A 14,284-nucleotide genomic window follows, 5' to 3' on the forward strand; every position below is an offset into this window, starting at 1 on the left:
TTATAATCTCTTAAGAAGTTCTTCTCTTTCTTTTTCGTATCCTGGTTTTCCAAGAAGTGCGAACATGTTCTTCTTGTAGCTCTCAACACCCGGCTGATTAAATGGATTTACTCCAAGAATATATCCGCTGACACCGCATGCGAACTCGTACATATAGAATAACTGTCCAAGTGACTTCTCGTCCTGCGCCGGAATTGTCACTTTCAGATTCGGAACCTGTCCGTCTGTATGTGCAAGAATCGTACCATTCATAGCACTCTTATTTACAAAATCCATTGTCTTGCCTGCAAGGTAGTTCAGTCCGTCCAGATCCACCGGCTCCTCACCGATTGTGATCTGCTCTGTCGGCTCCTCCACTTCCATAACAGTCTCGAACATAATTCTGCTTCCATCCTGAATGAACTGTCCCATAGAGTGAAGATCTGTTGTAAGGTCTACAGATGCAGGGAAGATTCCTTTCTTATCCTTGCCTTCACTCTCTCCGAAGAGCTGTTTCCACCACTCAGATACATAATGCAGGCTTGGCTCATAATTTGCCATGATCTCAACCGCTTTTCCCTTACGGAGCAGAATGTTACGTGTTGCTGCATAGAGCATTGCGTCATTTTCCTCAAATGGATTCTCAAGTGCGAATTTTCTTCCTTCTGCTGCACCTTCCATCAGCTTGTCAATATCAGCTCCGCTGACTGCGATCGGAAGAAGTCCAACAGCTGTCAGTACAGAGAAACGTCCTCCAACATCATCCGGTACTACGAACTCTTCGTATCCTTCCTCATCAGCAAGTCCTTTCAGAGCTCCACGAGCTTTGTCTGTTGTTGCATAGATTCTCTTAGCAGCCTCAGCTTTGCCATACTTCTTCTCCAGCATCTCCTTGAAAATACGGAATGCAATTGCAGGCTCTGTTGTTGTTCCGGATTTGGAAATGATATTAACTGAGAAATCTCTGTCTCCAATCACTTCAATCAGGTGTTTCAGATATGTACTGCTGATGCTGTTACCGGCAAAATAAATCTCCGGAGCTTTGCGGATCTCTTTTGATACTACATTATAAAAGCTGTGTCCAAGAAATTCGATTGCTGCTCTTGCGCCAAGATAAGATCCTCCGATACCGATTACTACCAGCACCTCTGAATCTGACTGGATCTTTGCAGCGGCTTTCTTGATTCTCTCGAACTCCTCTTTATCATAATCAACCGGAAGATCGATCCAGCCAAGGAAATCATTTCCTGCTCCCTCCCTTCCCAGGAGTTCAGCTTTCGCAGCCTCGGTAATCTTCTTCATAGATTCCATCTCATGTGCGCTGATAAACGCATCTGCCTTTGAATAATCAAATGTTACTTTACTTCCCATTGGACTCGTCCTCCTTATGCTACCTGTTACGTTCTAGTTCTTGTCTCGAAGAAATCTGTATAATTTTCTTCTTATAAATGTGACAGCTCACAGACAGTCCTTGTTTCACAAAACTAACTTTGAGCCGTTATCTATATTTTAACAAATCAGTCTCTTATTATCAAGCCATAAACTCCTCCAGGATTTCTCGGATACGCTGATTTCTGCTTGCCTCGTCCTGCGCCTTTGTCTCTTCCGATTCTATTGTTTTTTCTATTTTTTCTGTTTTACCTGGTTTTTGCGATATAGCTGTCTTTTTGACTTTCCGGTCATCTTCCACCTGCAGCGGTTCTGTCTTATACATCGCCCAAAGCAGACTGTCCATAGATCCAGGAAATTCCTGCTTTGGTTCCTGCTTCTTCTGATTCACAGATTCGTCTGGCAAGTTATCACCCTCTGCCCTTCCTGCATTTTCTGGCATTCTGGTATTCTTCACAATTCCTGTATTTTCTGGCATTCTGGTATTCTTCACAATTCCTGTATCTTTGGGCATTCTGGTATTCTCACCCATTTTCGCTTCTTCTGGCATTCTGGTATCCTTCGTCATTCCTGCATTTTCTTGTGTTCTGGCACTCTCCGCTATTCTCGCTTCTTCTGATCTTGCCTCTTCTGCCAAAACTTCTTTCTTGTATGTTTTTTCATAGCGATGCTGATAAATATTTTCCAAGTAATCTACCATATAATTTCGTACTGCCTCCAGCCGGTACTCCTCATCCGTCAGCATATGTACCAAGAATACGATTAACGCCAGCGCCACGCCAGTTCCGCCGATCATAGCTGTCTGCTCTGTCGCCCCTTTAATCCGATAACTTATGATTGCACCGACTCCGCCAAGAATCAGACAAAGTCCGGCACCCGCCATCTGTAACCGCCGCCATGCATGGAGCCTGACTCCACCAACCCGGTATTCATAGAGATACTTGTCCACAAATACGCCTACGTTTTCCACCTTTTCACTGATCATACAGGTGTGCTCGAATTTCGCCCGCACAAGCCGCATCAACGGATGATTACTCTTCCCCATACTTTCCGCTGCTGCCACCAGCTTCCTAAGTGTTCTTCCAACGACCACCTTTGACACAACTCCGGCAAATGCACTCATCCCCATCAGTACATAGATCACATGTCTGTCTAACATTAATTCTAACATGATAAAAGCCCTCCTTTTGGCACCAATTATAATGGATTTTCCAAAAGAAGGGCGAAAAACCGTTCCCCATAAAGCGACATCTGCACACCGCAGATTATGGTATTTTTTCTTATATTTTATCGAATCATTTATTCTCTGGTTTTAAATCATCGGGAGCAATTCCTTTACAAGTGCCACGCTGTGGGCAATTGCCTGTTTTTCAAACTCTGGATAGTCCATCGTTGCACTGTTGTCAGCTTTATCAGAAATTGCTCGAATGATGACATACGAAACTTTGTTAAGGTAAGCCGCGTGCGCAATTCCGGCTCCCTCCATCTCTGTGCAAAGAGCCTGAAAATTCTCCACGATACGTGCTTTCACTTCTCCGGAAGAAATGAACTGATCTCCACTTGCGACCCTTCCTGTAAATGTATGGATCTGCGGATTTGCTTTTTCATTTGCCTTCACTGCAAGCTCTACCAGATGCGGATCTGCCGGGAATGTGCGTGTATCCATTCTTGGCACCTGCCCGATTGCATCTCCAAATATGGTTGCGTCCATATCATGATGTACCGCATCTGTAGAAATCACCATATCACCAATGTCAATTCTTGCATCCAGGGATCCTGCAATACCTGTATTGATCAGCGTATCTACGCCAAATTTATCCACCAGGATCTGCGCGCAGATTGCCGCATTAACTTTACCGATTCCACTTCTTACGACAACCGCGTCCTTCCCACAAAGAGTTCCTTTATAAAATGTCATGGAAGCAAACTCTGTCACTTTAGCATCTGCCATCTCACTTTTCAGAGCTACAACTTCCTCTTCCATTGCTCCAATAATACCTATCATCCGATTTTCCTCCTGCTATGCATTTTTACTGTGCGATTCCCGCACATTTCCTTTATCCGACTGCCTTTTTCGCTATCATTACAAACATTTCCTGTTATCCTGTACATTATCCCCTACCCCATGCACAAATGTCAAGCATTGATGCTCTTTACTGTACCTGTGCATTCCTCTATGTACTCTTTTTCATATTATTGGAAATCTTAATTTTTCTTTACAAGTAGATTCTTCTCTGTTAGAATGGCTTCTGATATTCATATATCTGGTATAACACATAGGAGGGTATTTAACATGGATTATAAAACACATGGTGTCTGTTCCAGCATGATTCACGTAGAGCTGGACGGCGATAAAATTAAAGATGTAGATTTTGTAGGTGGATGCAACGGTAATCTTCAGGGAATCTCAAGCCTTGTAAAAGGAATGAAAGTGGAAGATGCCATCGAAAGACTTTCCGGAATCAAATGCGGTTCCAAAGCAACTTCCTGCCCGGATCAGCTTGCCAAAGCGCTCCGCGAAGCAATCGCTCAGTAAATTGATTCAATTGCAAAGTAAGTCACATGGAAAAGGACACGCAGCTTTTAATAGCTTGCGTGTCCTAAAACTAAACTTACCTAAACTTACTTCTCTTGATTGTTATAATATTTTTTCTTTTAAATTTTCTTTGAACTGTCTCCAGTTCCTTCGCCCTTCCAAAGCCCTGCGAACCAACGTAAGGGCCATGAAATATGTAGATTGCTGTGGAAGAGCGTCTAATTGTTTCAATATTCAGTTGTTATAAAATTTCTAAAGTATTATGATCCAACCTACTAACTTTACCCGAAATTTGTTTTTCCCATCATTATAATGGCCTTGCCCACTAATCTGATTGTAATTATAAATTTGTTAAATTCTTTTTCTTTTCTACAAAATCTTACTTATGGTTCCTCAATGTAAACTCCATCTGTGAAACTGCTTCCCATATCATTACCAGCAGAATGAATACAGCGAACACGATAATAGTAATCTCCTTCTACATCTAAATACTTTTTAGATGAAACTCGGTCTGTATTTTCATTGAATTTCTGCCATGTATCATAAAAAGACCACTCCGTATCTTCTTCTTTTGCACGTTCAATGATAACACCTATTCCTATTCTCGGCACTTCACGTTCTGCAAGCGTTGTGCCTCCAGCGTAAATCTCTCCAGGACCCATCCGAACAATTTTAGAATATCCAGTTAAAAGATCCTCGCCTCTGGCAGTTTTTTGCTTATAACCAATGGATTCTGCATCTGTTGTAAGTTGGGATCCGTCGATCACCTTTACACTCGATGCCGCCTGTGTATCCGTCGATACTCCAAAACTTAATCCTAAAGCCATAGCAAATACGCAGCATATGGACATACATCGCTTCATTTATCTACCTCCCATCTCTCTCTATTTAGGGTTCCCTATATAATAGACACATGAGATAAGAAAAACTGACGCATTTTTTACATAAAATATAAATTTTTTAAAATATTTTCTATTTCTTCTTTGTTTAACTCTCCTGTTAAACTATAATGCAACTTCTGATATTCAAACTCTGCCACATATCTATTTCTTTCTGTTTCTGGCGTTTCATAACAAGTCACTTCAATATCAACATTATTTACTTTATAATAACAATGCTCCACTTGCTTATCCTCGTTATCATACCCCCATGACACTTGGCCATAAGCAGAGCTAACAAAGTATTCTATTTTTTTCCCCTTGTATTGATAATCTAATTCAGCTACTTGAATACCTTTATCTAGTTCCATTTTTTTAAATTTCATTCCATCAGGTATCCATGTAATTCTTACCGGCCCCAAACCAAACTCTTCAGCTATCTTCTCATAGGCCTTCTCTTCATCTTCTTCCTCAATAATCTTATTTTTATCGCTGGAATTGACTTTGGATACTTGTCTACCACCTACGGAGCTTTTTACAAACTGCAGCATTCTCTCTGGTCCGCCAATGCTTGTCATTCCAACTGCCATTACGAGAATCAGTACTGCTGCCAGTGCTACAATTCTACGGATATTGCGTTTCTTTCGGCGTATTGTATAGATTTTCTTCTCCTCGCTCTGATTCTTCATCATCTCACGTCCAAGGCGAAGTGCTTCCTGGTCTTCTTCTGAGAGTTTCGCATACGCATCTGTCCGTTTCATATCTTCAGAACGCTTTTCACGCTCACGGATTTTTTGATCCAGTACATTTTTCATGCGGAGCTTCAGCTCATCTGGAATCTCTTCATTATCGTTAAGTCCGACTTCTTCTTCAATCTGTTTCGCTTCTCTATTCAATTGATCTTTTAGGATTTCTTTCAACTGATCTTTTTTTTCACTCATAATCTACCTCTTAACGAAATCTATCCTCTCTTTCTCTTGACCAAATCTCCCGGGAACGTATAATATAATTATATGCCAAAGTTGAAAATCTTTCCCTGTTTCGTACAGTATATACGAAGCAGAATAATCCGTACGGCATTCTTATTGTAACATATATTATCGAAAGGAGCTTTTTATGAAACGTATTATCTTAACCGGCGGCGGTACTGCCGGTCATGTTACACCTAACATTGCCCTGTTACCACGTCTTAAAGAATTACAATACGACATCCACTATATCGGCTCATATAACGGAATTGAGAAGGAACTTATCTCTCAATTCGGTATACCATATCATGGCATCTCAACCGGTAAACTCAGACGTTATTTCAGCGTCCAGAACTTCACAGATCCATTCCGTGTTATCAAGGGAATGGGTGAAGCACGTAAACTGATTAAGATTCTGGAGCCTGATGTTATATTTTCCAAGGGAGGGTTTGTCTCTGTACCAGTAGTCCTTGCCGGTAAGGGACAACATGTACCAGTCATTATCCACGAATCTGATATGACTCCGGGTCTTGCCAACAAGATTTCCATCCCTTCTGCAACGAAGGTCTGCTGCAACTTCCCGGAGACATTATCTTCTCTCCCGGCAGGCAAGGCTGTTCTCACCGGATCTCCGATCCGTCAGGAACTTTTAAGCGGAGATAAGTACCGCGCCAGAGAATTCCTTCACTTTACTTCCGACAAACCGGTCATTCTGGTTGTCGGCGGAAGCCTCGGTGCCGTTGCCGTGAACAATGCCATCCGTGCGATTCTCCCGGAGCTTCTGAAAGACTTCCAGATCATTCACTTATGTGGCCGCGGCAAGCTCGATCCTTCTTTGAACGGAACAGAAGGCTACGCACAGTTCGAATATATCAAAGAAGAGCTGCGTGACCTCTTCGCACTGACCGACATTGTAATCTCCAGAGCCGGAGCCAATGCTATCTGCGAGCTTCTCGCCCTGCACAAACCAAATCTTCTGATTCCGCTGTCTGCCAATGCAAGCCGTGGTGATCAGATTCTCAACGCCCGTTCTTTCGAGCGTCAGGGATTCAGTATGGTGCTTGAGGAAGAGGAACTTACGAACGAAACACTTCTCAGTGCAGTTCATAATCTCTATGATAACCGCGAGAAATACATCGATGCAATGAAGCATTCTTCCCAGCAGGATTCTATCGATACCATCATTGATCTGATTGAATCGGTAACTGCTTAGATACTTACAAAACTATCTGATTCTGACACAGATATCTGATAGAAGAAAACAGGTGTCATATTCGGCACCTGTTTTTTATTTGCCATCCAGTTGGTGAAACTGTTCTTCGTAGTACTTCTTAATCCATTGCTTTGCCCTGTATAATGTACTATACAGCGTATCCACAGATATCCCCATTTTCTCTGCAACTTCTTTTTGTGGTTTATCCAAAGTATATGAAACGGTAACTGCCTCATACCATCTTGAATTTCTCTCATATAAATCTGCAAAAATCGTATCGTGTAGCTCGCGGCATTCTTTCTGGCGAAATACTTCTATGAGTTGAGCATCCAGTCCTTCTGACGAATATGGCACCTCCTGCTCCGGAACCTCTTCCATCGGTGTCTCCCATTTACTATCTCTTAGATAGTTCTTTGCCATATTCTTTGCGGTAGTGATCAGCCATGCAGGCACGGACTCCATACATATATCTCCCAGGTTGTCGTATAATTTCAGGAAAACTTCCTGCACAATCTCTTCTGCCACATAGTGATCTTCGACGTAGTACAATGCCGTTCGGTACACTTTACTTACATTTTCTTTGTAAAGCCTGTCGATTTCAGCTTTCTTTACATCTTCAGATTCCACCATTTAATTTCCATCACTTTCAAGTTTATAATTTAGACAGAATATCCTGCTTATCCTCTTCGGTAAGCTCGCCCATCTTCCAGCCAAGTCCAACTTCGTCACCTTTATAACGCGGAATCATATGTAAATGGAAATGGAATACAGTCTGTCCTGCTGCTTCGTTATTATTCTGCACGATATTGTACCCGTCACAGTGTAAGATGCCTGTAAGCTTTGTGATCATTTTCTTAGCCAGCACCATAACTTTTGCAGCCTTATCATCGTCCAACTCATACAAATTGGCATAGTGTTCTTTTGGAATAATCAGTGCATGTCCTTTCGAAGCCGGGCTGGCATCCAGAATCACGCGGAAATCTTCATCTTCATACAATGTTGCTGTAGGAATTTCTCCATTTGCCAGTTTACAAAAAATGCAGTTATCATCTTTCATTTTCATGTCCTTCTTTCCTTTAAAAAGTCATTTTAAAAATTGTTGATTATTTTATCCGCCAATGCTACACTATGAAAAAATAAATTCATAAAGGGCGGTAATCATTATGTTCACAGAATCTGATTATGAAAAATTACACCAGATCATGGCAGAAAGTCCTGAGAAAGAAGAGCTTCTCACCAGACTTCTTCACTCCCACCGTATGGATATCAGTACCATCAGCCATGAGATTCGCAACCCGCTGACTCTTATATACAGTACCTTACAGATGATCGAAGCATCCAATCCGGAAGTTCTGAATATCCGGCACTGGTCAGACTTACATAGCGACATCGAATATATGAAACAACTACTGGAAGAGCTATCAGCATACAACAACGGTCAACGTCTGTCACCTTCTTCGACAGATTTCGACATCTTCCTCAAGAAAATTTCCTTATCCTTTGCTTCCTCCATCATTGAAACCGATATTGAATTTATCTCCCGGATAGAGCCGGGACTCCCTGTTATGTCTGCAGATTCCATCAAACTTCGGGAAGTTCTTCTGAATCTTCTTGGAAATGCGCGTGATGCAGTACTGATTCAACAATCTACATGCTCTAATCATCTTGATTCTGCCTGTAATTGTGAAAGTAACAGATCTTTGGATACCAGCAAAGCACTTACTTATTCTCCGCAAATTCACTTTCACGCATGGAAAGAGCATTCAAATCTGATTATCTCCGTCTCCGATAACGGCTGTGGTATTGCACCAGAACATCTATCTTCAATCTTCGAACCATTTGTCACGTACAAATCGTCCGGAACAGGCTTAGGCCTGCCACTTTCCCGCCGAATTATCGAAGCACATGGTGGAACACTGACTGTCCACTCAGAACCAGATTTGCCGGACTGCCAGCTAAAAACTACATTCACCCTTACAATTCCAATCCCTTAAAACATTTTTAATAATGTTTCGGCTTATGTTTCCAATATGTGAGTACCGCCAGTAAAAATCCGGATACCAGCCCGCCAATGTGGGCTGCGTTATCCACCCCTTGTGCGGTGAATCCATAATAGAGACTTAAGCCTGCCATCAGAACAAGTCCTCTTGTTGAAATCTCTCCGACTCGTCCATGATTACGGATTGCAACATAAAGAAGTGCTCCCACAATTCCAAAGATTGCTCCGGAAGCACCCGCTGATACCGCATAGCTTCCCTGACTCACATCAAACCATGCCGATACGAGATTTCCCATCAGTCCGCTTCCAAGATAAATGAGCAGAAAACGGATCTTTCCAATCTCTGGTTCCAGGCTGTAACCGATGACCAGCAGCATCACCATATTGTTCATCAGATGACTGAATCCAAAATGCAAAAACATACTGGTAATCAGTGTATAATATCGTTCTCCGTTCATGAGATATGGAACATACATTGCTCCGTGTTCCATCATAAATGCGGAATCCTCAGTCATACCCATAAAAGACAGTCCGAGGAAGATCAGAACATTCGCCGTTGCGATTGCAATTGTACAAATTGGTAATTTCTTGTAATTTCTCATAGGAAAATTCTCTCATTAATTTTCTGTAATGTCAACGTTATTCTGCAAGATTTTACTCATCAAACTCTACAATCAGATAGTATCCTCTGTCCGTATGTTGTATTTCTTTGATCACGCCCTGTCTTGCATGAATACGCTCAGATGTCTTGTAAATTCCAGACATTGCAACTGCTGGTTCCACTACATAAGTAAACAGGTTCGTATTCGGACTTCTCTCTGTTACTTCCACCTGCTGGCCTTCTTCCACCAGCCCTTGTCTTTCCATTTTAAACCGTTCCTGTCTCACGACAAACCGCCTCCTGTCTCTGATATTCCAGCCGGGATTTTTTCCGGCATCATTCCTGTCAGTACAGTATAACACTAGAGATCTTCTTCTTCAATATACAGCCCGTCCCAGTCTCCCCACTTTGGTTTTCTACGTCTGTGAAGAAAACGCTTCATCGGTGTCCACAGGTTTTCTGTCTCACGGAGTATCGTACTTCCCATTTCCTGGCTTGCGATCCAGTCATGTTCTGTCCGGTCAAAATATGTGCTTCCTTCCTTTTCTTCCTCTGTTCCCAAATCTGTATTTTTATCCTCTGCCAAAACATTTTCTTCCTCTTCTTTTACACACTCCTTTATAATCTGTTCCAGACTGTAATTTTCTTTCATAGTCTCTTTATGCAAAAGGAACACGATCTGGACACATTCTTTATCCTGATAATCTGCACATTTCACCAGATATTCGCTCAGATGATGAAATCCTTCCCACAGACTTTTTTCTTTCGGTGGATAATAGCAAAAATAATACTTTTCTTCTGTGTAAAAAATATACTCCGGATCCATCAGAATACAATTCACATTGAGAAGATACCTTTCTACTTCTTTCACGACACGCAAAATAGATTTTAGCAATATTTTTATTTCTTCTCCACTCATCGTATGCTTTTCATAGAGCGCTTTCATGGACACTTTTCCACTCACATCATAATCATAACAGCTTTTGTCATCCATTCCCCGTCCATGCATTTCCAGCAGTCCTTCCACCTGATTTTCTTCCAGCATTTTATTTTGATAGTCCTCTGTATAAGGGACTGACTCTTCTATCGTAATCTTACGTTCCATTGACGAACTCCTTTATTTTCTTAATATCCCGAAGCTTTTTCTCCGGTTCTGTAATTGCTGCACGTTTTTCCACACTGACTTTCATCTTCCTCCATGTTCCCTGTGCCCGGACACAGACCTCATCTCCTTCCACCGTAACCTGTCCCTGGATTGTAGATAATAAGATACACTTTCCATTCACACGACTTTGAAAAAGTGTTTCCAGTTCCGCCACATCTGTCCCGCTTCTATCTCCAGATCCAGTCTGTGAATCCGGTTTTTCTCTCGCCTTATTACTGCCGACTACCGCTGTCTCATAAGCTGCTCCCGCAATTATATTCTTGTCATGGTAATAAAAAAATGCATAGATACTGCTCATGACCAGCAACATAATGATTGGCGTTAAAAAAGACATCTCTACTGTATAACCTCTCACGCTGCACCTCCCTGCTCTGCCAGCATCAGAATATATCCAAGAGTCAAAAAAGGGAAAAATGGCATCGTCTTCACCCGTCCGCGAAATGCCAATATCACCGAACAGACTCCACTTGTAAAAAATGCTACTGCCAGCACTCCCACAACTTTCCAAAACCCCAGATATCCTCCAAGAATCATAATTGCCACGCTGTCCCCATAACCGATTGCTTCTTCTGTCACTTTACTGATAAGAAGGAACAGCACTCCCACTCCGATTCCTGCACAGATTCCAGCAAGATCACCTACATTCGTCTGTTCCATCTTTTCCAGGAACACTCTAATCTGATAAAAATCCACTATTTTCCAGAAGACTGTCAATATTCCCCACAACGTCAGAACTTTTCTGGAAACTTTTTTATTTCTAATATCTGACACAGACAGCCCGGTTAGAATTAACAGCACAACTATATCGACCATTCTATTTATATTTCCCACATCTTGTACCTCTTCTCATTCTACTTGTCATTCCCGGCATTCTACTTTCCACCACATTTTGAGCATGCGCGCTTTCCCGGTACTTCAGAAATTCTCGCTGTATATACGGTACGCTTTAATCCGCTGCATGTCAGTGAATTATGATACCGGTCACCCTGATCCGTAATATACACACTTCCACCCATACTGCTGCCATGAACACATTTCTCACAGGCATGATACTTTCCGCCACTTTCATTGCGAAGGCTATTAAGCTCCGATGACGCCGCCGCATGGATCGACAGGTCCAGATGCGTACAATGTGGATTTTTGTGATAGACAACTCCTGTATCCGTTACATATACAATCTGATCATCTTCTTCACCAAACCCTCCTGCCTCATAGCCGGTCCATGCCTTGATCCTCATAGTTTCCTTATAAGAAATCGGCGCTATAGAAAAGCCCGGAACCGGAATCCGCACCTGATAAGATGCCTGAATTTCTCCAATTCCCGTAAACGGCGACAGATAAGATTGATTGCAGTCGATTCCTGAGCTGCCACCTTCTACAATACTTCTCTCTAACCGTTCTGCTCCAATAGAATTTACAACATCACGTTCCAGATTTGACGGAATCACTGCCGGGACTTCTACTGCCTGCACTGCAAGCTTCTTTCCCGCTTCCTGAAGTCCGCTTCGCACAGCCGTCTGCACGGATAACAGCTCCAGCAGTAATACCAATGCCAGCGTCGCAAAAAAGAAGATTGGTACTGCCATGGCAGCCTCCACGGTAATGCTTCCTTTTTTTCGGGTGGATGCAGATGCCCTTCCTGTATGCTTGGATTTGTATATGCTGGATAATAAAGGGATATCTTTATCTGAGTTCATCGAATCTTTCTCCTTTCATTTTTTATGTTTTCAGTTAGCAGAAATTTTATAACTCCCGGTAGGGGGAGCGGAAGGACATCTGCACCCACCCGTTATCGATTCATTTCGTTATCGATTCATTTCGTTTTTAATTGTATCCAAAATATGTCGGAAAATCGTACATAATCCCACGACGCAGATTGCATGTGCTGTGAAATTCTACTCTGCTGATGCAAGCATCTGCCCGAAAAAATGTCTGTCCATATCGTATCTTTAAATTTTGTTCCACCATATCTAATGTACGCATCCCAACTTCATCCTGGAATTTCAGGAACAACAGCATGCGAAGGTATTCCCGATAAGCAAGTCCGCTTTCCATATCTTTACCATTATCTGCTGCCACATTTTCTCCTGCACCGCCAAGCTGCATCAGTCCGGAAAGGCTTAGTTTCCAATCCTCTGCGTTCTTTACAAGTGGTACTTTTCCTCCACTTATCAGCGTTCTAATATCCATGATTGCTTCACCATAAGCCCATGCAAGTAAAATTCCCTGCGCGGCACCCTCTGCCAGTTCCGGAAGTCCGATCACCGTACATAATGTAAGCGCTGCCGCCTCGGCTTCTGCTTTCTTTTCCGGATCCGTCTGGATATATGCATAATCTGGCACAAATCGGACCATAAGAAGCTTACTGGCAACCGTCTCCAAATTTTCTCTGTCGCTGGCGTGACCTTCCAGAATATATTCCAGTTCATAGTCCAGACTCCCCTCACCTGCCATGTCACCCCGATTCCCATCGCTGAAGTCTTCATTAGCAGAATTTCCACTGACAAACTCTCCACTGTTATAATTTCCATTGCCAGATTGCAGGCTATCTGAAGCCATCTTGAAATGTTCCAGCACGTACTCTCCAAACAGTAATTTACTGATTGTACTTCCCGATCCTGCTACATCTGAGAAATCTCCATATCCCTGATTTCGTTTTCTATGAGATACCATTTCCGATAACGTAATACTTTTCTTTGACATTACACGTCCCTTTGGCATAATCAGATCTACAAGAGGCATGCTTTTTAATTTCGCCACATGCGATAAGGGATTTTCTTCCTCTGGAAATTCCTCCTTCTGCGACAACAGCTCCTGTAATTCCTGTTCCGTTTTTGCCCCGTCCCTTTCATAATTTTGTAAAGCCTCCTCTCCTGCTTTCCATGTATCTGTCTGTCCAACCAGTTTCTTCACCTTATCCAGTCCGTATTTATTTTCCATATATGCCGTCACCTGCTCGTAAAATGCACTGGCACCTTGGTCCGTCAATAGCTGAATTCTTGTAATTTCCTGATCCATCCCACTTGCTCCGTAATAGGCCAGCCGTTCCTTTAACAATTCTTCACTGTAACTGCCCGTCTCATAACTTCCTTCCAGTGCAAAAATTCCGTAGACTTCCCAGAGTTCCTTCTGATACTCTGCAAATATACTTTCCACCGCCCGTGTCATATCTGCTCTTCTGTAATTTTTTACATTCTGTAAAGAGGCACTTTCCAGCATTGCTCCGGCAAATGAAATAAGTAAAATAAATACCAGACTTAAATACACTGTGACTTCCCCCTTTAAATACCGCTGCTCTCGCTTGTAATCTTCTCGAAAATCGTCTCGACCAGACTCGTGAGCTGAGATTTGAATATAACGACAAGTGAAATCAGTACAACCAAAATTAAGATAATTTCCACAACTCCGACTCCGTCTTTGTTTTCCAATATTTCTCTCACTCTGTGTTTTAAATACCAAACTCTCCACATAATTAATCCTCCCGCTTTTTCTATTCTTGCTTCTCTACACCCGCTTTTCTATTCCGTCATATCTTCTGTGGCATATTTTTATATTT

The 14,284-nt window shown here is 42.3% G+C and carries 18 protein-coding genes; 3 read left to right on the top strand and 15 right to left on the bottom strand.

Annotated features, from left to right (window positions below; translation table 11 throughout):
• The 3 genes from LI164_RS10230 to LI164_RS10240 form a co-directional block, all read right to left on the bottom strand.
• On the bottom strand, positions 1-1,350 hold the full coding sequence (locus LI164_RS10230; protein ID WP_005335044.1) for a glucose-6-phosphate isomerase: 1,350 nt from the start codon (positions 1,348-1,350) through the stop codon (positions 1-3).
• A gap of 160 nt (positions 1,351-1,510) precedes the next feature.
• On the bottom strand, positions 1,511-2,539 hold the full coding sequence (locus LI164_RS10235; protein WP_005335040.1) for a hypothetical protein: 1,029 nt from the start codon (positions 2,537-2,539) through the stop codon (positions 1,511-1,513).
• A gap of 141 nt (positions 2,540-2,680) precedes the next feature.
• Positions 2,681-3,373: a 5'-methylthioadenosine/adenosylhomocysteine nucleosidase gene (locus LI164_RS10240; protein ID WP_005335039.1), complete on the bottom strand. Its 693-nt coding sequence runs from the start codon at positions 3,371-3,373 to the stop codon at positions 2,681-2,683.
• 288 nt (positions 3,374-3,661) lie between these two features.
• Here LI164_RS10240 and LI164_RS10245 point away from each other — a divergent pair, with 288 nt between their 5' ends.
• Positions 3,662-3,904, top strand: a complete 243-nt coding sequence (locus LI164_RS10245) for a TIGR03905 family TSCPD domain-containing protein (protein ID WP_040015626.1) — start codon at positions 3,662-3,664, stop codon at positions 3,902-3,904.
• A gap of 383 nt (positions 3,905-4,287) precedes the next feature.
• Here LI164_RS10245 and LI164_RS10250 read toward each other — a convergent pair whose 3' ends face one another.
• Both LI164_RS10250 and LI164_RS10255 read right to left on the bottom strand, forming a co-directional pair.
• Complete coding sequence (locus LI164_RS10250) at positions 4,288-4,767, bottom strand: DUF6147 family protein (protein WP_227087084.1); 480 nt, start codon at positions 4,765-4,767, stop codon at positions 4,288-4,290.
• 77 nt (positions 4,768-4,844) lie between these two features.
• A complete protein-coding gene (locus tag LI164_RS10255; RefSeq protein ID WP_227087085.1) occupies positions 4,845-5,723 on the bottom strand; it encodes a DUF4367 domain-containing protein in 879 nt (292 codons plus the stop codon).
• A gap of 175 nt (positions 5,724-5,898) precedes the next feature.
• Between LI164_RS10255 and LI164_RS10260 the strand changes: the two genes are divergently transcribed.
• On the top strand, positions 5,899-6,963 hold the full coding sequence (locus tag LI164_RS10260) for an undecaprenyldiphospho-muramoylpentapeptide beta-N-acetylglucosaminyltransferase (RefSeq protein ID WP_227087086.1): 1,065 nt from the start codon (positions 5,899-5,901) through the stop codon (positions 6,961-6,963).
• 75 nt (positions 6,964-7,038) lie between these two features.
• On the opposite strand, the gene LI164_RS10265 is transcribed toward LI164_RS10260, so the two are convergent.
• Complete coding sequence (locus LI164_RS10265) at positions 7,039-7,593, bottom strand: RNA polymerase sigma factor (protein ID WP_227087087.1); 555 nt, start codon at positions 7,591-7,593, stop codon at positions 7,039-7,041.
• Between the two features lie 22 nt (positions 7,594-7,615).
• Positions 7,616-8,026 carry an HIT family protein gene (locus LI164_RS10270; protein WP_005335028.1) on the bottom strand — a complete coding sequence of 137 codons (411 nt, stop codon included), beginning with the start codon at positions 8,024-8,026 and terminating at the stop codon, positions 7,616-7,618.
• 100 nt (positions 8,027-8,126) lie between these two features.
• Between LI164_RS10270 and LI164_RS10275 the strand changes: the two genes are divergently transcribed.
• Positions 8,127-8,957 (top strand): PAS domain-containing sensor histidine kinase, encoded by an 831-nt coding sequence (locus LI164_RS10275; protein ID WP_227087088.1) that lies wholly within the window; start codon positions 8,127-8,129, stop codon positions 8,955-8,957.
• A 7-nt stretch (positions 8,958-8,964) separates the two neighbouring features.
• On the opposite strand, the gene LI164_RS10280 is transcribed toward LI164_RS10275, so the two are convergent.
• The 8 genes from LI164_RS10280 to LI164_RS10315 form a co-directional block, all read right to left on the bottom strand.
• Positions 8,965-9,564: a rhomboid family intramembrane serine protease gene (locus LI164_RS10280; RefSeq protein ID WP_227087089.1), complete on the bottom strand. Its 600-nt coding sequence runs from the start codon at positions 9,562-9,564 to the stop codon at positions 8,965-8,967.
• Positions 9,565-9,616: 52 nt separating this feature from the next.
• Positions 9,617-9,850 carry a hypothetical protein gene (locus LI164_RS10285; RefSeq protein ID WP_117606195.1) on the bottom strand — a complete coding sequence of 78 codons (234 nt, stop codon included), beginning with the start codon at positions 9,848-9,850 and terminating at the stop codon, positions 9,617-9,619.
• A gap of 74 nt (positions 9,851-9,924) precedes the next feature.
• Positions 9,925-10,668: a DUF6382 domain-containing protein gene (locus LI164_RS10290; RefSeq protein ID WP_005337511.1), complete on the bottom strand. Its 744-nt coding sequence runs from the start codon at positions 10,666-10,668 to the stop codon at positions 9,925-9,927.
• Positions 10,658-11,083: a TadE family protein gene (locus LI164_RS10295; RefSeq protein WP_227087090.1), complete on the bottom strand. Its 426-nt coding sequence runs from the start codon at positions 11,081-11,083 to the stop codon at positions 10,658-10,660. The genes LI164_RS10290 and LI164_RS10295 overlap by 11 nt, the downstream gene beginning before the upstream one ends.
• Entirely contained in the window at positions 11,080-11,559 is a 480-nt protein-coding gene (locus tag LI164_RS10300) for a prepilin peptidase (protein WP_227087091.1), read from the bottom strand. Before LI164_RS10300 ends, LI164_RS10295 begins: the two co-directional genes overlap by 4 nt.
• Positions 11,560-11,600: 41 nt before the next feature.
• Positions 11,601-12,425, bottom strand: coding sequence for a pilus assembly protein (locus tag LI164_RS10305; RefSeq protein ID WP_227087092.1), 825 nt, complete (start codon positions 12,423-12,425; stop codon positions 11,601-11,603).
• A 127-nt stretch (positions 12,426-12,552) separates the two neighbouring features.
• Positions 12,553-13,995, bottom strand: coding sequence for a DUF5702 domain-containing protein (locus tag LI164_RS10310; RefSeq protein ID WP_227087093.1), 1,443 nt, complete (start codon positions 13,993-13,995; stop codon positions 12,553-12,555).
• 14 nt (positions 13,996-14,009) lie between these two features.
• The gene (locus tag LI164_RS10315; RefSeq protein ID WP_040015622.1) at positions 14,010-14,198 is read right to left on the bottom strand and encodes a Flp1 family type IVb pilin; all 189 of its coding nucleotides are present in this window, start codon (positions 14,196-14,198) and stop codon (positions 14,010-14,012) included.
• Between the last annotated feature and the right edge of the window lie 86 nt (positions 14,199-14,284).

It is taken from the genome of Dorea sp. 210702-DFI.3.125 (assembly GCF_020560945.1).
GTDB lineage: Bacteria > Bacillota > Clostridia > Lachnospirales > Lachnospiraceae > Dorea > Dorea formicigenerans.